Origin of the sequence: Microbacterium sp. NPDC057658, from assembly GCF_042799975.1 — a bacterium.
In the GTDB taxonomy this organism is placed as follows: Bacteria; Actinomycetota; Actinomycetes; order Actinomycetales; family Microbacteriaceae; genus Microbacterium.
Genome location: NZ_JBHVHT010000001.1, coordinates 2,241,020 through 2,260,172, shown reverse-complemented (window position 1 = coordinate 2,260,172; position 19,153 = coordinate 2,241,020). Strand labels below are relative to the sequence as shown.

The following is a 19,153-nucleotide window of genomic DNA, read 5'->3' as shown; positions in this document are numbered from 1 at the left end:
AACACCGTCCTGTGAGGCGGAGAAGGGAGCGGCTGATGGGTGTGCGCACTGTGCTGCACCAAGCCGACATCTCACGAGCGCTGACCCGGATCGCGCACGAGATCCTCGAGTCCAATCGCGGGGCCGACGACCTCGTCCTGCTGGGCATCCCGACCCGCGGCGTGACGCTGGGACACCGGCTCGCCGCGCTGATCAGCGAGATCGCGCAGGTCTCCGTCCCCGTCGGATCCCTCGACGTGACGCTCTTCCGCGATGACCTCGCCAAGCACCCGACGCGATCGCCGCAGCCGACGGAGATCCCCGCGGGCGGCATCGACGGGAAGACGGTCGTCCTCGTCGACGACGTCCTCTTCTCCGGCCGGAGCATCCGCGCCGCGCTCGACGCCCTGCAGTCGATCGGCCGTCCCGCCGTCGTGCGGCTCGCGATCCTCATCGACCGCGGACACCGGGAGCTTCCCATCCGCCCCGACTTCGTGGGCAAGAACATCCCGTCCGCGCGCACCGAGCGCGTCAACGTGCGTCTGTTCGAGAACGACGGCGCCGAGGAGGTGACGATCGGCGAATGAGGCATCTCCTCGACACCCGCACGCTCGACAGAGCGACCGCCCTGCGCATCCTCGATGTCGCGGAGGACATGGCCGACACCCAGTCCCGCGAGGTCAAGAAGCTCCCCACGCTCCGCGGGAAGACCGTCGTCAACCTCTTCTTCGAGGACTCCACGCGCACCCGCATCTCCTTCGAGGCCGCCGCGAAGCGCCTGTCCGCCGACGTCATCAACTTCGCCGCCAAGGGCTCCAGCGTCTCCAAGGGCGAGAGCCTGAAGGACACCGCGCAGACGCTCGAGGCGATCGGCGCCGACGCGGTCGTCGTGCGGCACCCCGGCTCCGGCGCCCCGCAGACGCTCGCCACGAGCGGCTGGATCTCCGCCGGAGTCGTCAACGCCGGCGACGGCACGCACGAGCACCCCACCCAGGCGCTCCTCGACGCCTTCACCATCCGCAAGCGTCGCTTCGGTGCGGAGAGCCGCGGACGCGACCTCTCCGGTCTCCGGGTGACGATCGTCGGCGACGTGCTGCACTCCCGCGTGGCGCGCTCCAACGTCTGGCTGCTCACCACGCTCGGCGCCGAGGTCACGCTCGTGTCGCCGCCGACCCTGGTTCCGCAGAACGTGTCCCTGTGGCCCGTCCGCGTGGTCTACGACCTGGACGAAGCCCTCGCAGAGGGGCCGGACGCCGTGATGATGCTGCGCATCCAGCTCGAGCGGATGAACGCGGCGTATTTCCCGACTGAGCGGGAGTATTCGCGCCGGTGGGGCCTGGACGCACGGCGCGTGGCGGCTCTGCCGGGCGGTAGCATTGTCCTGCACCCCGGACCCATGAACCGGGGACTGGAGATCTCCTCCGAAGCTGCCGATTCCCCCCGTTCGACGGTGCTGGAACAGGTGTCGAACGGGGTCTCCGTGCGCATGGCGGTGCTGTACCTGCTGCTGGCAGGAGAACGAGACGACGAACGAGGGGGAGACCTGTGAGCGAGACCCTCGTCATCACCGGTGCACAGCTGCTCGGCGCGGACGGCGCCGACATCATCATCGAGGACGGCGTCATCGCCGAGGTCGGGACGGGGATCACCCGCACCGGCGCGCGGGTGATCGACGCCGCGGGCCTGGTCGCGCTGCCGGGCCTCGTCGACCTGCACACCCACCTGCGCGAGCCGGGGTTCGAGGCCTCCGAGACGATCCTCACCGGCACCAGAGCGGCCGCCGCGGGCGGGTTCACCGCCGTGTTCGCGATGCCGAACACCTCCCCGGTAGCCGACACGGCGGGCGTGGTCGAGCAGGAGCTCGCCCTCGGCGAGGCCGCCGGCTACGCGACCGTGCAGCCGATCGGCGCCGTCACGGTGGGGCAGAAGGGCGAGCGCCTCGCCGAGCTGGGCGCCATGGCCACCTCCCGTGCCCAGGTTCGGGTCTTCAGCGACGACGGCTTCTGCGTGTGGGACCCGCTGATCATGCGCCGGGCTCTGGAGTACGTGAAGTCCTTCGACGGCGTCATCGCCCAGCATGCGCAGGACCCGCGACTCACCGAGGGCGCCCAGATGAACGAGGGCACCGTCTCGGCCGAGCTCGGGCTGGCCGGGTGGCCGGCGGTCGCCGAGGAGTCGATCATCGCCCGCGACGTGCTCCTCGCCGAGCACGTCGGCTCGCGGCTGCACGTGTGCCACCTCTCGACGGCAGGCTCCGTGGACATCATCCGCTGGGCCAAGAAGCGCGGTGTCAACGTGACGGCGGAGGTCACGCCGCACCACCTGCTGCTCACGGACGAACTCGTCCGCGGCTACGACGCGCGGTTCAAGGTCAACCCGCCGCTGCGCCGCGAAGAGGACGTCCTCGCGGTCCGGGAGGGTCTGGCCGACGGCACGATCGACATCGTCGCGACCGACCACGCACCGCACCCCAGCGAGCACAAGGCGTGCGAGTGGCAGGCCGCCGCGAACGGCATGGTGGGTCTGGAGAGCGCCCTGCGGGTCGTGCACCAGTCGATGGTGCAGACCGGCCTGATCGGCTGGGCCGACGTCGCCCGCGTCATGAGCGCGACGCCCGCCCGCATCGGCCGGCTCTCCGGCCACGGCACGCCGCTCGCCGCCGGGCAGCCCGCGCACATCACGCTGTACGACCCCGCGGTCGACGGTGTGTTCACCGCCGCGGACCTGCACGGGCGCAGCGTGAACTCGCCCTACCTGGGCCGCGCCCTGCCCGGCAGGGTGGAGTACACCGTGCACGGCGGCGTCCTCACGGTCGACGGCGGCGCCGTCGTCGAGGAGCTCGGCGCATGAGCGCACGGGACCTCGCGGTCGCGATCATCATCGCCGTCGCGCTGCTGATCCTGCTCTCGATGCTGTTCGCCTGGCGACGACGAGTGCGGCGCGATGCCGCGTACACGGCCCCGCTCGGGGTGCCGGAGCACGCGGAGGTGACGCGCCGCGACGAGGTGCTCTACGTGTCCACGACTCGGCACGAGCAGCCCCTCGAACGGCTCGCGATCACCCCGCTGGCGTTCCGCGCACGCGGCGAGCTGGCTGTGACCGACCGCGGCATCGCGCTGGCCCTCGACGGTGCCCCCACCGTCTTCCTCGCCGCCGACCGCCTCGTCTCCGTCGACCGCGCGACCGTCACCATCGATCGCGTCGTGGAGCCCGGCGGGCTCGTGCGCATCTCGTGGCACGTCGACGACACGACCGTCGTCGACAGCTATGTGCGCCTCACCGGCGGCGACCTCCCGACCCTCATCTCCGACCTGCAGCGGCTCATCCCCGCCGCCCCTGACACAGGAGCCTCGTCATGACCCTCTCGACTTCCTCCCCGCAGGCCTCCGCGGCCCGCCTTCCCGACCCCGCCGTCCTCGTCCTGGAGGACGGCACCCGACACCGCGGACGCGCGTACGGCGCGCGCGGGCGCACCCTCGGCGAGGTCGTGTTCGCCACCGGCATGTCGGGATACCAGGAGACCATCACCGACCCGTCCTACGCCGGACAGATCGTCCTGCAGACGGCCCCGCACATCGGCAACACCGGCATGAACGACGAGGACACCGAGTCCCGCCGCATCTGGGTCGCCGGCTACATCGTGCGCGACCCCTCGCGCGTCGTCTCGAACTGGCGGGCGAACGCCTCTCTCGACGAGGTCCTCGTCGAGGACGGCATCGTCGGCATCAGCGGCATCGACACGCGCGCGGTCACCCGCCACATCCGCTCGGCCGGCTCCATGCGGGGCGGCATCTTCTCGGGTGCGGAGGCGGAGCTCGACCCGGAGGAGCAGCTGCGCATCGTCCGCGAGGCCCCGGAGATGACCGGCCTCAACCTCTCCGCGCAGGTGTCCGTCCAGAGCGCGACCGTCACCCCGGCGGTGGGGGAGCGCATCGGCAACCTCGCCGTGCTCGACCTCGGCGTGAAGCAGGCGACGATCGACAACCTCGCGGCCCGCGGCTTCGACGTGCACGTCCTCCCGCAGGACGTGGGCATCGACGAGATCCGGGCGATCGAGCCGGTCGCCGTCTTCTACTCGAACGGTCCCGGCGACCCCGCGGCCTCGGGCGACCACGTCGAACTGCTGCGCGCGGTCCTCGACGACGGGCTGCCCTTCTTCGGGATCTGCTTCGGCAACCAGCTCCTCGGCCGGGCCCTGGGTCTCGGCACGTACAAGCTGCCGTTCGGCCACCGCGGCATCAACCAGCCCGTGCTGGACAAGCAGACGGGCAAGGTCGAGATCACCGCGCACAACCACGGCTTCGCCGTCGAGGCGCCCCTGGAGGGCTCCTTCGACAGCCCGCACGGCTACGGCAAGGTCGAGGTCAGCCACGTCGGCCTCAACGACAACGTCGTGGAGGGCCTGCGCGCCCTCGACATCCCCGCCTTCTCGGTGCAGTACCACCCCGAGGCCGCGGCCGGACCGCACGACGCCAACTACCTCTTCGACCGCTTCCGCGACATGGTCATCGCGAACAAGAAGGACGCAAAGTAATGCCCAAGCGCGACGACATCCGCTCCGTCCTCGTCATCGGCTCCGGCCCGATCGTCATCGGCCAGGCCTGCGAGTTCGACTACTCCGGCACCCAGGCGTGCCGCGTCCTCCGTGAGGAGGGCATCCGGGTCATCCTCGTCAACTCCAACCCCGCGACGATCATGACCGACCCCGACTTCGCCGACGCGACCTACATCGAGCCGATCACCCCCGCGGTGATCGAGACGATCATCGCCAAGGAGAAGCCCGACGCGATCCTGCCGACGCTCGGCGGTCAGACGGCGCTCAACGCCGCGATGGCGCTGCACGAGCAGGGGATCCTCGAGAAGTACGACGTCGAGCTCATCGGCGCGAAGGTGGACGCCATCAAGAAGGGCGAGGACCGTCAGGTCTTCAAGGAGCTCGTCCTCGAGGCGGGCGCGGACGTCGCCAAGAGCGTCATCGCCCACACCATGGACGACCTCCTCGCCGGTGCCGAGCAGCTCGGCTACCCGCTCGTGGTGCGCCCGTCCTTCACGATGGGTGGGCTGGGGTCCGGGTTCGCCTACGACGAGGAGGACCTGCGCCGCATCGGCGGCGCCGGCCTGCGCGACTCGCCGACGACCGAGGTGCTCCTGGAGGAGTCGATCCTCGGCTGGAAGGAGTACGAGCTCGAGCTCATGCGCGACACCGCCGACAACACGGTGGTCGTCTGCTCCATCGAGAACGTCGACCCGGTCGGCGTGCACACCGGCGACTCGATCACGGTGGCGCCGGCGCTGACCCTGACCGACCGCGAGTACCAGAAGCTCCGCGACATCGGCATCGACATCATCCGCGCCGTGGGCGTGGACACCGGTGGCTGCAACATCCAGTTCGCGGTCAACCCGGAGAACGGGCGCATCATCGTCATCGAGATGAACCCGCGCGTCTCCCGGTCGAGCGCCCTGGCGTCGAAGGCCACCGGCTTCCCGATCGCCAAGCTCGCGGCCAAGCTCGCCCTCGGCTACCGCCTCGACGAGATCCCGAACGACATCACCGGCGTGACCCCGGCCAGCTTCGAGCCGACGCTCGACTACGTGGTCGTGAAGGTCCCGCGCTTCGCGTTCGAGAAGTTCCCGGCCGCCGACGCCACCCTCACCACGACCATGAAGTCGGTCGGCGAGGCGATGGCCATCGGCCGCAACTACGCCACCGCGCTGCAGAAGGCGCTGCGGTCGCTCGAGAAGCGGGGCTCCAGCTTCCACTGGGGCGAGGAGCCGCGCACCGTCGAGGAACTGCTCGAGATCGCGAAGACCCCGACCGACGGCCGGATCGTCACCCTGCAGCAGGCGCTGCGCAAGGGCGCGACCATCGAGCAGGCGTTCGAGGCCACGGCCATCGACCCCTGGTTCCTCGACCAGATCGTCCTCATCAACGAGGTCGCCGAGGTCGTCCGCACCGCCGGCGAGCTGGACGACGCGACTCTGCGCTACGCCAAGGAGCACGGATTCTCCGACGTGCAGATCGCCCAGCTCCGCGGCGAGAGCGAGGCCGAGATCCGCGGCGTGCGCCACGGCCTCGGCATCCGCCCGGTCTACAAGACGGTCGACACCTGCGCAGGGGAGTTCCCCGCGCTGACGCCGTACCACTACTCGAGCTACGACGCCGAGACCGAGGTCGCGCCGTCCGACCGCACCAAGGTCGTCATCATCGGCTCCGGCCCGAACCGCATCGGTCAGGGCGTCGAGTTCGACTACTCCTGCGTGCACGCCTCGTTCGCGCTGTCCGACGCGGGCTTCGAGACCGTGATGATCAACTGCAACCCGGAGACCGTGTCGACCGACTACGACACGTCCGACCGGCTGTACTTCGAGCCGCTGACGCTCGAGGACGTGCTGGAGGTCCTGGACGCGGAGGCGGCGAGCGGCACCATCCTCGGCGTCGTCTGCCAGCTCGGCGGGCAGACCCCGCTCGGGCTCGCGAAGGGCATCGAGGCGGCCGGCTACACGGTCCTGGGGACGAGCCCGGAGGCCATCGACCTGGCCGAGGAGCGCGAGCTGTTCTCGCGCCTGCTCGACGAGGCCGGACTCCTCGCGCCGCGCAACGGCACGGCGATCGACGTGGAGGGCGCGGTGCGCATCGCCGAGGAGATCGGCTACCCGGTGCTCGTGCGCCCGAGCTTCGTGCTCGGCGGCCGCGGCATGGAGATCGTCTACGGCACCGACGCGCTGCGCGACTACTTCGTGCGGACCGCCGGTGAGGTCGTGATCGAGGAGGGCAAGCCGCTCCTGGTCGACCGCTTCCTCGACGACGCGATCGAGCTCGATGTGGACGCCCTGTACGACGGCACCGACCTCTTCATCGGCGGCGTGATGGAGCATCTGGAGGAAGCCGGCATCCACTCCGGCGACTCGAGCTGCACGCTGCCGCCGGTCTCGCTCGGCCGCAGCGACGTGGACCGCGTCCGCGAGGCCACCCTCGCCATCGCGCAGGGCGTGGGCGTGCGCGGTCTGCTGAACGTGCAGTTCGCGATCAGCGCCGGCGTGCTCTACGTCATCGAGGCGAACCCCCGGGCCAGCCGCACGGTGCCCTTCGTCTCCAAGGCGCTGGGCATCCCGATGGCGAAGGCCGCCAGCCGCATCATGGCCGGCTCCACCATCGCCGAGCTCCGCGCCGAGGGGATGCTGCCCGCGCAGGACGGCTCGCGCGTCCCGCTGGACGCTCCGGTCTCGGTCAAGGAGGCCGTGCTGCCCTTCAAGCGGTTCCGCACCGCCGACGGCAAGACGGTCGACTCGGTCCTCGGCCCGGAGATGCGCTCGACCGGCGAGGTCATGGGCATCGATCGCGACTTCCCGACCGCGTTCGCGAAGTCCCAGGCCGCGGCCTACGGCGGCATGCCGACCTCGGGAACCGTGTTCATCTCGGTCGCCGACTCCGACAAGCGCGCGGTGATCCTCCCGGCGCACCGCCTCCAGCAGCTCGGCTTCACGATCGTGGCGACCGAGGGCACGGCGGAGATCCTGTCCCGCAACGGCATCGCCGTCACGGTGGTCGAGAAGTACAGCGAGACTCAGGAGTCCGGCGCCCGGAACATCGTCGACCTCATCAACGACGGGGAGATCGACATCGTCGTGAACACCCCGTCCGGTGGTGCCGCTCGCGCGGACGGCTACGAGATCCGCGCCGCCGCCGTCGCCGCGGACAAGGCGCTCTTCACGACCATCGCCGTGCTCGGCGCGGCGGTGAGCGGGATGGACGCCGCGCACGAGGGCTTCCAGGTCAAGAGCCTGCAGGAGTACGCCCAGGACCGGATGGCCGCGGTATGACGGAACGCTTCGGCAGGCGAGCCCGCGCCGCTCTGGAGGCGCACGGTCCGCTCTGTGTCGGCATCGACCCCCACGCCGCTCTGCTGGCGGCGTGGGGGCTGACCGCCGACGCCGCCGGAGTCCGGGAGTTCGGGCTCCGTACCGTCGAGGCGGCCGCCGGTCGCGTCGGTGTCGTGAAGCCGCAGGTGTCGTTCTTCGAGCGGTACGGCGCCGCCGGGTTCGCCGCGCTGGAGGACGTGCTCGCCGCCGCGCGGGCGGCCGGACTGCTCGTGATCGCCGATGCCAAGCGCGGGGACATCGGATCGACGATGGCGGATTACGCGCAGGCCTGGCTGCCCGCCGGTGCGCCTCTGGAGGCGGACGCCCTGACGGTGAACCCGTACCTCGGCGTCGGTGCGCTGGAGGGCGCATTCGCCCTGGCTGAGGAGCACGGCAAGGGGCTCTTCGTCCTCGCGGCGACCAGCAACCCCGAGGCGACCGTGCTGCAGCGCGCGACGACCGCGGACGGCGAGACCGTGTCCGCGGCCGTGGTCGCCGAGGTGTCGCGCCGGAACGCCGCCGCGACGCCCGCGGGGGAGTGGGGGAGTTTCGGCTTCGTCATCGGTGCCACCGTGGACGCGGCGGAGGCCGGCCTCGCGCCGTTCGCGCCCGTCGCCCCGATCCTCGCCCCCGGCTTCGGCGCGCAGGGCGCCACTCCCGCGGATCTCGCCCGCCGCTTCGGCCCCCAGGCCGCCTCGGTGATCGCGAGCGAGAGCCGCAGCCTCCTCTCCGCGGGCCCGGCGGCCCTCGCCGAGACGATCGCCGACCGCGCCGCCCAGTATCGAGAGGTCAGCCGTGGCTGAGGAACGCCGCACCGTCCCCGAGGTCGACAGGGCCGCCGCCGCCCGCCGTGCGGTCGAGAGACGACGCGCCAGGGCCTCGCTCAAGCGGGATCTGACGATGCGCGTCGTCACCCCGCAGGCCGTGCTGCATCGCGCGACGGAGGACCCTGACTCGGTCGAGGGGTCCATGCGCATCACCGACTTCCTCCTGGCCCTCCCGGCGATCGGCGCGGGAAAGCGCGACCGCGTGCTGGAGCAGCTCCACATCTCTCCGGTCAAGCGGCTCGGCGGGCTGGGCGCCCGGCAGCGCCGGGTGCTGGAGGAGTGGCTGGACGACCGGTTCCCCGTACCTGCGCCCCGGGGGGCGCGCAGCCGACTGCTCGTCCTCGCCGGTCCCACGGCCGTAGGCAAGGGGACCGTCGCCGCGCACATCCGCGAGAACAACCCCGAGATCCATCTGTCCGTCTCGGCGACCACCCGACCTCCACGCCCGGGCGAGATCGACGGCGTGCACTACTACTTCGTGGACGACGCCGAGTTCGACCGCCTGATCGCCGACGGCGAGCTGCTGGAATACGCGGTCGTGCACAACCGCTCGCGCTACGGCACTCCGCGCGCTCCCATCGACGCCGCCCTGGCCGAGGGGAAGACCGTGCTGCTGGAGATCGACCTGCAGGGCGCGCGCCAGGTGCGCGCGGCCGAGCCGTCGGCGACCCTCATCTTCCTCCTGCCGCCGAGCTGGGGCGAGCTGGTGCACCGACTGGTCGGCCGGGGTACCGAGGACGCCGAGGAGCGAGCCCGCCGGCTGCGGACCGCGAAGGTCGAGCTCGCGGCGCAGAACGAGTTCGACCACCTCATCGTGAACGAGGACGTCGCCACCGCCGCTCGCGAGGTCGTAGACTTGTCTACAAGCTCTGCGCGCTGACCTGATTCCAGGGTCGAGCACCACGCCGGTCCCTGAGCTCGTCGAAGGGTCGCGCGCCCGCAGCACCGTCTTCGCGGCGAATCCCGTCGCCTGATCAGGAGGTCCACCCATGGCCGGACGCAACAACGGCATCATCGATCCCCCCATCGACAACCTGCTGGAGCGCGTCGACTCCAAGTACGAGCTCGTGATCTACGCGGCCAAGCGCGCCCGTCAGATCAACGACTACTACTCCGACCTGCACGAGGGGAACCTCTTCGACAACGTGGGCCCGCTCGTCGACTCCTCGGTCGAGGACAAGCCGCTCACCATCGCCCTGCACGAGATCAACGAGGACAAGCTCCGCCTGCGTCACGCGGAGTAACTCGACGACCGCGCCGCCCCGACGTCGGTGGCGCGGTCCAGAATGGGTGCCACACCCTCCCACCGTCCGTCCCCGTTCTGGAGCATCGATGAGCGCGCTGCGTCTGTTCACGTCCGAGTCCGTCACCGAAGGGCATCCGGACAAGATCTGCGACCAGATCTCGGACAGCATCCTCGACGGACTGCTCGCGAAGGACCCGGCCTCCCGGGTCGCGGTCGAGACGCTCGTCACGACCGGGCTCGTGCATGTGGCCGGCGAGATCCGCACCGACGCCTACGTCGACATCCCGACGATCGTCCGCCAGGTCGTGAACGGCATCGGCTACACGTCGTCCGACACCGGCTTCGACGGCGACTCGTGCGGCGTCAGCGTCTCGGTGGGGGAGCAGTCCACCGACATCGCCCACGGGGTCGACAACGCCCAGGAGCACCGCGACGGCTCGTCGGTCGATCCGCTCGACGGCCTCGGCGCCGGGGACCAGGGCATCATGTTCGGGTTCGCCACCAACGAGACCCCGCAGCTCATGCCGATGGCCGCATGGACCGCGCACCGCATCGCCGAGCGGCTGACCGAGGTGCGCCGCAGCGGGCTGCTGCCCTTCCTGCGCCCGGACGGGAAGACGCAGGTCACCCTCGGCTACGACGGCTTCACCCCGAAGACCGTCGACGCCGTCGTGCTGTCCACGCAGCACAACCCGGACATCGCCCAGGACGACCTCAAGGCGCGGATCCGCGAGCACGTCATCGATCCGGTCCTCGCCACGACCGGCCTCGACCTCGACGACGTCACCTACTACATCAACCCCGCGGGCCCCTTCGTCACGGGCGGCCCCAAGGGAGACGCCGGGCTCACCGGCCGCAAGATCATCATCGACACCTACGGCGGCGCCGCACGGCACGGCGGTGGTGCCTTCAGCGGCAAGGACCCGTCGAAGGTCGACCGCTCCGGCGCCTATGCGACGCGCTGGGTCGCCAAGAACGCGGTCGCCGCGGGCCTCGCCGACCGCCTCGAGGTGCAGGTCGCCTACGCGATCGGCGTCGCCCGCCCCGTCGGCCTGTACGTGGAGACCTTCGGCACCGGACGGGTGTCCGACGAGGTCATCACCCGCGCCATCGACGAGGTGTTCGACCTCCGGCCGCAGGCCATCATCGAGCAGCTCGACCTGCTGCGGCCGATCTATGCGCAGACGGCCGCGTACGGGCACTTCGGTCGGGAGCTGCCGGACTTCACGTGGGAGCGGACGGACCGGGCCGAGGAGCTGCGGCGCGCTGCCGGGCTCTGACGGGTCCGCGGTGCTGATCTCTCCGGAGAGCCGGCGCATCGCGCGGGTGCTCCTCGAGTCGCCGCTGCCGCAGCTCGACCGCCTGTTCGACTACGCGCTCCCGCCGGAGCTCGGTGACGTCGAGCCCGGGGTCCGCGTGCGCGTGCCCCTGCGGACCGCGGGGCGCGTGGTCGACGGATTCGTGGTGGAGCTGGACGTGGAGGACGACGCCGATCGGCCGCTCTCCGAGGTCGAGAGCATCGTGTCCGCCGTTCCCGTACTGCCGGATCGCCTGTACCGACTGGCGCGGCGCGTCGCCGATCGCGCGGCAGGGTCAGCAGCCGACGTGCTGCGGCTGGTGATCCCGAAGCGGCAGGTGCGGGTCGAGAAGGCCTGGACCGCCGACGCTCCGACGCCGCTCCTCGAACCCGAGGCCCGCGACGCGGCCGCGTCCGTCGTCGGACTGTACGACGGACTGCAGGCGGTGCTCGACGAGAACGGACGGGCGGCCGTCGAGGCCATCCCGCAGCTCAGCGACGACACACCGGGCTGGGCGCGGATGCTCGCTGCTGCCGCCGCGACGACGCTCGCGGCGGGGAAGTCGACCATCCTCGTCGTGCCCGACCACCGTGACCTCGATCGGCTGCTGGCCGCCCTCGACAGGTTCGTCCCGGCGGAGGCGATCGCGCGGTACGACTCCCGACAGCCGAACCCGGATCGCTATCGCTCCTTCCTGCTCACGCTCGAGGACGCGCCCTGCATCGTCGTCGGGAACAGGTCCGCCGTGTACGCCCCTGTCGTCGCCGGTCTCGTGGCGCTGTGGGACGACGGCGACAGCCTGCTGGGCGAGCCGCTCGCACCCTACGTCCACGCCCGGGACGCGGCGCTGCTGCGGCAGGAGGCGGAGGGCTCGGCCCTGCTCTTCGCCGGTCACACGCGGACGACCGAGGTCGAGCGGCTCGTCGTGCACGGCTGGTTGCGGGATGTCCGCGCGACCCGGCGGGTCCTCCCGCGTGTGGTGCTGAGCACGCCGCAGGAGATGGAGCAGCCGACGCCCCAGCGCATGCCGTCGTCGGCCTTCCTCGCCGCCCGGAACGCGGCCGCGGAGGGTCCGGTACTCATCCAGGTCTCGCGGCCCGGCTTCGCGCCGTCCCTCGTCTGCGCCGACTGCCGGGCCCCCGCCCGATGCCCTCATTGCGGCGGTCCTCTCGGCGCCCGCCATCGTGGCGCGGTCCCGGTGTGCGGGTGGTGCGGGCGTGGGGCCAGGGCGTGGACCTGCCCGGCGTGCTCCTCGACCCGTCTCCGGCTCGCTTCATCCGGCAGCGAGCGGACCGCCGACGAGCTCGGACGCGCCTTCCCCGGCGTCCGCGTCATCGTCGCCGACGGCAGCCATCCGGTGGAGCGCGTCGACGCGCGCCCGGCCCTCGTGGTCGCCACGCGCGGCGCCGAGCCCCTCGCGGAGGGCGGCTACCGGGCGGTCGTCCTGCTCGACGGCCCGCGGATGCTGCAGGCGCCGGATCTGCGCATCGGCGAAGCGTGTCTGCGGTGGTGGTCGAACGCCGCCGCCCTCGCCGCGCCGGGCGCCCCCGTCCACCTCGTCGGCGTCGACGGCGCCGTCGCCAGAGCCCTCGCCACGTGGAACCACCCCGCCTACGCACGCACCGAGCTGGAGCAGCGCGCGCCGCTGCACATGCCGCCGACCGCGCGCGTCGCGCTCGTGGAAGGCTCGTCCGCCGCCGTGGCGCGCGCTCTGGAGGCCCTGTCCGAACTCTCGCTGCCCTCCGACGCGGTGCTCGGTCCCGTCCCCGTCGAATCGGATGACGTCCCGCCCCGCGTGCGGGCGCTCGTGCGCTTCGACTACGGCGCGGGGAGTCGCGTCGCGACCACCCTCCGTGCTGCCGTCGTGGCGGAGGCGGTGAGCGGCCGCCGAGGCCGGACCAAGGCCGCCCGCAGCACGCTCTCGGTCCGCCTCGATATCCTCGATCCAGAACTCTGACCCTTCCGGAGAACCTTCATGCGCCTCGTCTTCGCCGGCACTCCCGCCGCCGCGGTCCCCACTCTGCGACGCCTCGCCGCCGAGCACGACATCGTCGCCGTGGTGACGCGCCCCGACGCCCCCCTCGGGCGCAAGCGTGTGCTGACCCCGTCGCCGGTCGCTCAGGCTGCGGTGGAGCTCGGCCTGCCGGTCATCCACGCTGCCCGGCTGGACGAGGCGGTGACGACGGAGATCTCGGCCCTGCGCCCGGAGCTCGGCGTGATCGTCGCGTACGGCGGGCTCGTGCGCGAGCCGCTCCTGTCGGTGCCGGATGCCGGGTGGATCAACCTGCACTTCTCGCTCCTGCCGGCCTGGCGCGGAGCCGCGCCGGTGCAGCGAGCTCTGATCGCGGGAGATGCCGTCCTCGGCGCGAGCGTCTTCCAGCTCGTCCCCGAGCTCGACGCCGGCGACGTGTTCGCGATGCGTACCGTCGAGCTCCCGGCGACCGCCACGGCGGGGGAGGCGCTGGAGGCTCTGGCCCTCGACGGCGCCGGTCTCACCGCCGACGTGGTCGCCGCGATCGCGGACGGCAGCGCCCGCGCCGTCCCGCAGGAAGGCGAGCCGACGTTCGCCGGCAAGCTGACGCTCGAGGACGGTCTCCTCGACTTCCGCGAGCCGTTCGACGCCGTGTACGCCCGGTTCCGCGGAGTCACGCCGGAGCCGGGAGCGCACACGACGATCGACGGTCAGCGGCTGAAGATCCTCGAGGCGCGACCCGCCGGTGCCGAGGCGGAGGACCTGCGACCAGGTGCCATGGCGGGCACGCGAGCGGAGGTCCTGATCGGGACGGCCACCTCGCCGCTGGCCGTCACCCGGCTGCAGCCCGCGGGCAAGGGCCCCATGAACGCCGCCGACTGGTGGCGGGGTCTGCAGGGTGCGACTCCGGTGTCCGGCTCGTGAACGCGAACGACGGACGGCGCCCCGGCTCGGGTCGGCAGCACGCAGGCCGGGCGCGGAACGGCCGCGGCCCGAACCGGTCGGTCCAGCCGGCGCGCCGCGTGGCCTACGACGTGATCAGGGCGGTGTCGGAGTCCGACGCCTACGCCAACCTGCTCCTCCCGACGGCGATCGCCGAGGCGGGGCTGGACCCGCAGGACGCGGCTCTGGCGACGGAACTGACCTACGGCACACTCCGTCGCCGGGGCACCTACGACGCGATCATCGCCGCCGCCGCCGACCGCCCCGCCGACGCGATCGACCCCGCCGTGCTCGACGCCCTCCGGCTCGCGGTGCACCAGCTCCTCGCGACGCGGGTGGCCTCGCACGCCGCCGTGAACGAGTCCGTGAACCTCGTGGCCCTCACGGCGGGGCGTGGCGCGTCGAGCTTCGCCAACGCGGTGCTCCGGCGGATCGCCCGCGAGTCGCCGGGCGAGTGGCTCGCGCGCATCGAGGCGGCGGCGCGATCGGACGACGAACGCCTGGCCCTCCGAGCCGCGCACCCGGTGTGGATCATCCGGGCGCTGCGGCGCGCCCTCGCCGCCGAGGGGCGCGTCGAGGAGCTGGACGCCCTGCTGGAGGCCGACAACGTCTCGCCCGAGGTCACGCTGGTCGCCCTCCCTGGGCTCACGGAACCGCAGGAGCCCCGCCGGCCCTACGCCGCCACGGCGTTCGCGTCTCCGGGAGGCGATCCGCGTCTCGCGCTGGCCGCCTCCGGCGGTGCGGCCCGGGTGCAGGACGAGGGATCTCAGCTCGTCGCGCTCGCGCTGACCGCGGCGACGCCGCTGCGCACGGGGGAGCGGTGGCTCGACCTGTGCGCAGGACCCGGCGGGAAGACGGCCCTGCTCGCCGCCGTCGCCCGGCAGAACGACGCGGTCCTGGAAGCCAACGAGGTGGTGCCGACCCGCGCCCGGCTTGTGCGCAACGCGCTGCGCGCTGTCCCGGGCGACGTCACCGTGCACGAGCGCGACGGCCGGGAGCTGGCGGCCGAGCGGCCGGAGGCGTTCGACCGGATCCTCGTGGACGCCCCCTGCACCGGCCTCGGCGCCCTCCGACGGCGCCCGGAGGCCCGGTGGCGGAAGTCCCCGGCGGACGTCGCCGAGCTCGTGCCGCTGCAGGTCGGCCTGCTCACGGCGGCTGTGGACGCTCTCGCACCGGGAGGCGTCGTCGCGTACGTCACCTGTTCGCCCCATCTCGCGGAGACCACGGCGGTGGTCGAGGAGGTGCGGCGCATCCGGCCGGAGCTCGTCGAGCTCGATGCCCGCGCGGTGCTGCACGGCGTGGCGCAGTCGCCGATCGATCTCGCCGACGACGGGCGGGCGCAGACGGGCAGCGCTCAGCTCTGGCCGCATCGGCACGGCACCGACGCGATGTTCCTCGCACTCCTGCAGCGCCCTCTGGAGGCGACAGACGCCCCGAAGGAAGGTTGAGACCATGGATCTGCCCCGCGCCCCGCGCATCAACCCCAGCATCCTCGCCGCCGACTTCGTCAACATGCAGGCGGAGCTCGCCCGCATCGCGACCGCCGACTTCGCGCACGTCGACGTCATGGACAACCACTTCGTCCCGAACCTCACGTTCGGCCCGCAGATGGTCCAGCGCATCCAGGAGACCAGCCCGGTCCCGCTGGACGTGCATCTCATGATCACGGATCCGGATCGCTGGGCCCCGGGCTACGCCGAGCTGGGCGCCGCGAGCGTGACCTTCCACCTGGAGGCGGCGGGGGAGCCGGTGGCTCTCGCGCGGCGGCTGCGCGACATCGGCGCCCGTGCCGGGGTCGCGGTCAAGCCCGCGACTCCTGTCGAGGGACTCTTCGACCTGCTGGACGAGTTCGACCAGATCCTCGTGATGACCGTCGAGCCGGGGTTCGGCGGACAGGGCTTTCTGCCCGAGACCATGCCGAAGCTGCAGGCGCTGTCCGCGGAGGCGCGGCGCCGCGGCTCGTCCGTCTGGCTCCAGGTCGACGGGGGCATCTCCGACGCGACGATCGCCCAGGCGGCCGAAGCGGGAGCCGACACCTTCGTCGCCGGATCCGCGGTCTACGGGGCCGACGACGTGGAGGCGGCCGTCACCCGGCTCAGGGACCTCGCGCGAGCCGGTAGCCTGGAGGGGTGAAGACTTTCGACGAGCTGTTCGCCGAGCTCAGCGTCAAGGCCGAGACCCGACCCGAGGGATCGGGCACCGTGGCGGAGCTCGACGGCGGCGTGCATGCGATCGGCAAGAAGATCGTCGAAGAGGCCGCCGAGGTCTGGATGGCGGCGGAGTACGAGTCGGATGCCGCTGCCGCCGAGGAGATCTCCCAGCTCCTCTACCACCTGCAGGTGATGATGCTCGCGAAGGGCCTCACCCTGCAGGACGTCTACCGACATCTGTGATGCGCTCCGGTCCCACTCCTTCGAACTGAAAGCCGTTCATGCTGCGCATCGCCGTTCCCAACAAGGGCTCGCTCTCCGAGACCGCCGCCGAGATGCTCGCGGAGGCGGGCTACGCCGGCCGCCGCGACCCCAAGACCCTGCATGTCATCGACGCCGAGAACGACGTCGAGTTCTTCTTCCTCCGCCCGCGCGACATCGCCACCTACGTGGCCTCCGGCGCCCTCGACGTCGGCATCACCGGTCGTGATCTCCTCCTCGACGTGCAGCAGCCGGCGCGCGAGATCGAGCAGCTCGGCTTCGGGGCGTCCACGTTCCGCTTCGCCGGTCCTCCCGGACGCTTCACCTCCGTCCAGGATCTCGACGGCGTCCGCGTGGCCTCCGCCTACCCGGGTCTGGTCGGCTCCTTCCTCCGCGACCAGGGGGTGAACGCCGAGCTCGTGCAGCTCGACGGTGCCGTGGAGTCCGCCGTGCGCCTCGGTGTCGCCGACGCGGTCGCCGACGTGGTGTCCACCGGCACCACCCTGCGCCAGGCGGGTTTGGAGATCTTCGGCCCCGTGATCCTGGAGTCCGAGGCCGTGCTGATCAGCCGTCCCGGTGAGGCCGACGGCGTGGAGACGCTGCTGCGCCGACTCCGCGGCGTCATGGTCGCGCGCCGCTACGTGCTCCTCGACTACGACCTCCCCACCGAGCTCGTCGATCAGGCCGTGGCCATCGCCCCGGGTCGCGAGTCCGCGACCATCTCGCCGCTCCGCGACCCGGCCTGGGTGGCCGTGCGCGTCATGATCCCGCGTCGCCGGGTCAACCAGGTGATGGACGACCTGTACGCCCTGGGCGCCCGAGCCATCCTCGTCACGGCGATCCACGCGGCGAGGCTCTGATGGCCCTCGCGAGTCGCGTCATCCCGTGCCTCGACGTCGCCGACGGTCGCGTCGTCAAGGGCGTCAACTTCGAGAATCTCCGCGACATGGGCGATCCGGTGGAGCTCGCCCGCCACTACGCCGCCCAAGGTGCCGACGAGATCACGTTCCTGGACGTCACCGCGACGGTGGATGCGCGGGCCACGACCTACGACGTCGTGCAGCGCACCGCGGAGCAGGTCTTCGTGCCGCTGACGGTGGGCGGCGGGGTGCGCAGCGTCGACGACGTCGCGCGGCTCCTCGCCGTCGGTGCGGACAAGGTCGGCGTGAACTCCGCGGCGATCGCCCGTCCCGAGCTCATCGGCGAGATCGCGGATCGCTTCGGTGCCCAGGTGCTCGTGCTCTCGCTCGACGTCAAGCGCGCCGACACGACGCGCTCCGGCTTCGTCGTCACCACGCACGGCGGTCGCACGCAGACCACGCTGGACGCGCTCGACTGGGCGCGCGAGGCCGCGGAGCGCGGGGCGGGGGAGCTGCTCGTGAACTCGATCGACGCCGACGGCACTCGCGACGGCTTCGATCTCGAGCTCGTCCGACTCATGCGCGAAGTCGCGCCGATCCCCGTGATCGCCTCCGGCGGTGCGGGACGGGCGACCGACTTCGCTCCGGCCATCAAGGCGGGCGCCGACGCCGTGCTCGCGGCCAGCGTGTTCCACACCGGAGCCCTGACCGTCGGCGACGTGAAGGATGCGCTGCGCGCGGAAGGAGTGCTCGTCCGATGACCGACACGCCGAAGCAGGACGAGGTCTCCGTCGACGACCGCATCGCGCAGGTCGCCTTCAACGCCGACGGGCTCGCCCCGGTCATCGTGCAGCAGTGGGATTCGCGTGAGGTGCTCATGCTCGCGTGGGTGGATGCCGAGGCGCTGCGCCGCACGCTCACCTCCGGTCGTGCGACCTACTGGTCCCGCTCGCGGCAGGAGTACTGGCGCAAGGGCGACACGTCCGGCCACATCCAGGTCGTGCGGGAGGCCAGGCTCGACTGCGACGGGGATGCGCTCCTGCTCCTCGTCGACCAGACCGGCCCCGCGTGCCACACCGGCACGCGGACGTGCTTCGACACGACGGACCTGGGCGCCCTCGACGGGGTGGCCGCCTCGTGAGCATCGCGCAGCGCGGACGCTCCCTCTCCGTGACGGGGTTCCTGCTGGCCGGCGCCATCGGGATCATCTCCTCCACGCAGACCTGGTTCACGGTGCAGCGCGCGGACGCGGGGGAGGACATCCTCGTCCCCGGAGCCTCCGCCCTCGTGCTCCTCGCCCCGCTGAGCCTCGCGGTCCTGGCGCTCGGTGCCGCCCTCGCGATCGCTGGCCGGGTCGTGCGCGTCGTCTTCGGGGTGCTGGCCGCCGCGGCCGCGCTGTTCCTGGGCTGGTCCACGCTGCAGCTCCTCCTCGGCGACGCGTACGGCGCTGTCGCTGCGACCGTCACCGAGACGACGGGACTCGCCGGGAGCGGAGCCGTCCACGAGGTCGCGGCGAGCATCGTGCCGTCGGCCTGGCCGTTCCTCGCCCTCGTCGGCTGGGCGATCCTGCTCGTCGCCGCCGTCGTCGTGCTGACCACCTGGCGGCGCTGGAAGGCCGGCGGCCGTCGCTATCGCACCGACGCGCCGAGCGACGCGCCGCACGACGGTCCCGTCGACGCGGTCGATTCCTGGGACGAGCTGTCCCGCGGGTCCGACCCGACGCGCTGACCCCGATAGACTGAACCCAGATCCCCACGT

19 protein-coding genes are annotated in these 19,153 nt (G+C 71.9%); all 19 read left to right on the top strand.

Going from position 1 to position 19,153, the window contains the following annotated elements; genetic code table 11:
- Positions 1 to 35 precede the first annotated feature (35 nt).
- Complete coding sequence (gene pyrR, locus ACFU8V_RS10790; RefSeq protein ID WP_025103498.1) at positions 36 to 566, top strand: bifunctional pyr operon transcriptional regulator/uracil phosphoribosyltransferase PyrR; 531 nt, start codon at positions 36 to 38, stop codon at positions 564 to 566.
- The gene (locus ACFU8V_RS10785; RefSeq protein ID WP_025103497.1) at positions 563 to 1,528 is read left to right on the top strand and encodes an aspartate carbamoyltransferase catalytic subunit; all 966 of its coding nucleotides are present in this window, start codon (positions 563 to 565) and stop codon (positions 1,526 to 1,528) included. Before pyrR ends, ACFU8V_RS10785 begins: the two co-directional genes overlap by 4 nt.
- On the top strand, positions 1,525 to 2,829 hold the full coding sequence (locus tag ACFU8V_RS10780) for a dihydroorotase (RefSeq protein ID WP_085607544.1): 1,305 nt from the start codon (positions 1,525 to 1,527) through the stop codon (positions 2,827 to 2,829). The genes ACFU8V_RS10785 and ACFU8V_RS10780 overlap by 4 nt, the downstream gene beginning before the upstream one ends.
- Positions 2,826 to 3,338 (top strand): hypothetical protein, encoded by a 513-nt coding sequence (locus tag ACFU8V_RS10775; RefSeq protein ID WP_062634504.1) that lies wholly within the window; start codon positions 2,826 to 2,828, stop codon positions 3,336 to 3,338. The genes ACFU8V_RS10780 and ACFU8V_RS10775 overlap by 4 nt, the downstream gene beginning before the upstream one ends.
- Positions 3,335 to 4,513, top strand: a complete 1,179-nt coding sequence (carA, locus tag ACFU8V_RS10770) for a glutamine-hydrolyzing carbamoyl-phosphate synthase small subunit (protein ID WP_085607542.1) — start codon at positions 3,335 to 3,337, stop codon at positions 4,511 to 4,513. The genes ACFU8V_RS10775 and carA overlap by 4 nt, the downstream gene beginning before the upstream one ends.
- The gene (gene carB / locus ACFU8V_RS10765; protein ID WP_378870971.1) at positions 4,513 to 7,800 is read left to right on the top strand and encodes a carbamoyl-phosphate synthase large subunit; all 3,288 of its coding nucleotides are present in this window, start codon (positions 4,513 to 4,515) and stop codon (positions 7,798 to 7,800) included. The genes carA and carB overlap by 1 nt, the downstream gene beginning before the upstream one ends.
- On the top strand, positions 7,797 to 8,642 hold the full coding sequence (gene pyrF / locus ACFU8V_RS10760; protein ID WP_366215589.1) for an orotidine-5'-phosphate decarboxylase: 846 nt from the start codon (positions 7,797 to 7,799) through the stop codon (positions 8,640 to 8,642). Before carB ends, pyrF begins: the two co-directional genes overlap by 4 nt.
- On the top strand, positions 8,635 to 9,546 hold the full coding sequence (gene gmk / locus ACFU8V_RS10755; RefSeq protein ID WP_378870967.1) for a guanylate kinase: 912 nt from the start codon (positions 8,635 to 8,637) through the stop codon (positions 9,544 to 9,546). The genes pyrF and gmk overlap by 8 nt, the downstream gene beginning before the upstream one ends.
- 109 nt (positions 9,547 to 9,655) lie before the next feature.
- Positions 9,656 to 9,910: a DNA-directed RNA polymerase subunit omega gene (gene rpoZ, locus ACFU8V_RS10750; RefSeq protein ID WP_025103490.1), complete on the top strand. Its 255-nt coding sequence runs from the start codon at positions 9,656 to 9,658 to the stop codon at positions 9,908 to 9,910.
- A gap of 88 nt (positions 9,911 to 9,998) precedes the next feature.
- The gene (gene metK, locus ACFU8V_RS10745) at positions 9,999 to 11,192 is read left to right on the top strand and encodes a methionine adenosyltransferase (RefSeq protein WP_378870964.1); all 1,194 of its coding nucleotides are present in this window, start codon (positions 9,999 to 10,001) and stop codon (positions 11,190 to 11,192) included.
- Between the two features lie 16 nt (positions 11,193 to 11,208).
- Entirely contained in the window at positions 11,209 to 13,167 is a 1,959-nt protein-coding gene (locus ACFU8V_RS10740) for a primosomal protein N' (protein ID WP_378871871.1), read from the top strand.
- Between the two features lie 18 nt (positions 13,168 to 13,185).
- Positions 13,186 to 14,106, top strand: a complete 921-nt coding sequence (fmt, locus tag ACFU8V_RS10735) for a methionyl-tRNA formyltransferase (protein WP_378870961.1) — start codon at positions 13,186 to 13,188, stop codon at positions 14,104 to 14,106.
- A gap of 98 nt (positions 14,107 to 14,204) precedes the next feature.
- The gene (locus tag ACFU8V_RS10730) at positions 14,205 to 15,572 is read left to right on the top strand and encodes an RsmB/NOP family class I SAM-dependent RNA methyltransferase (protein ID WP_378870959.1); all 1,368 of its coding nucleotides are present in this window, start codon (positions 14,205 to 14,207) and stop codon (positions 15,570 to 15,572) included.
- A 4-nt stretch (positions 15,573 to 15,576) separates the two neighbouring features.
- The gene (gene rpe, locus ACFU8V_RS10725; RefSeq protein WP_025103485.1) at positions 15,577 to 16,257 is read left to right on the top strand and encodes a ribulose-phosphate 3-epimerase; all 681 of its coding nucleotides are present in this window, start codon (positions 15,577 to 15,579) and stop codon (positions 16,255 to 16,257) included.
- Complete coding sequence (locus tag ACFU8V_RS10720; protein ID WP_025103484.1) at positions 16,254 to 16,517, top strand: phosphoribosyl-ATP diphosphatase; 264 nt, start codon at positions 16,254 to 16,256, stop codon at positions 16,515 to 16,517. Before rpe ends, ACFU8V_RS10720 begins: the two co-directional genes overlap by 4 nt.
- Before the next feature lie 38 nt (positions 16,518 to 16,555).
- Entirely contained in the window at positions 16,556 to 17,395 is an 840-nt protein-coding gene (hisG, locus tag ACFU8V_RS10715; RefSeq protein ID WP_025103483.1) for an ATP phosphoribosyltransferase, read from the top strand.
- On the top strand, positions 17,395 to 18,156 hold the full coding sequence (gene hisF, locus ACFU8V_RS10710; protein ID WP_025103482.1) for an imidazole glycerol phosphate synthase subunit HisF: 762 nt from the start codon (positions 17,395 to 17,397) through the stop codon (positions 18,154 to 18,156). The genes hisG and hisF overlap by 1 nt, the downstream gene beginning before the upstream one ends.
- A complete protein-coding gene (gene hisI, locus ACFU8V_RS10705; protein ID WP_025103481.1) occupies positions 18,153 to 18,536 on the top strand; it encodes a phosphoribosyl-AMP cyclohydrolase in 384 nt (127 codons plus the stop codon). Before hisF ends, hisI begins: the two co-directional genes overlap by 4 nt.
- Entirely contained in the window at positions 18,533 to 19,123 is a 591-nt protein-coding gene (locus ACFU8V_RS10700) for a Trp biosynthesis-associated membrane protein (protein WP_338566085.1), read from the top strand. Before hisI ends, ACFU8V_RS10700 begins: the two co-directional genes overlap by 4 nt.
- Positions 19,124 to 19,153: the final 30 nt, after the last annotated feature.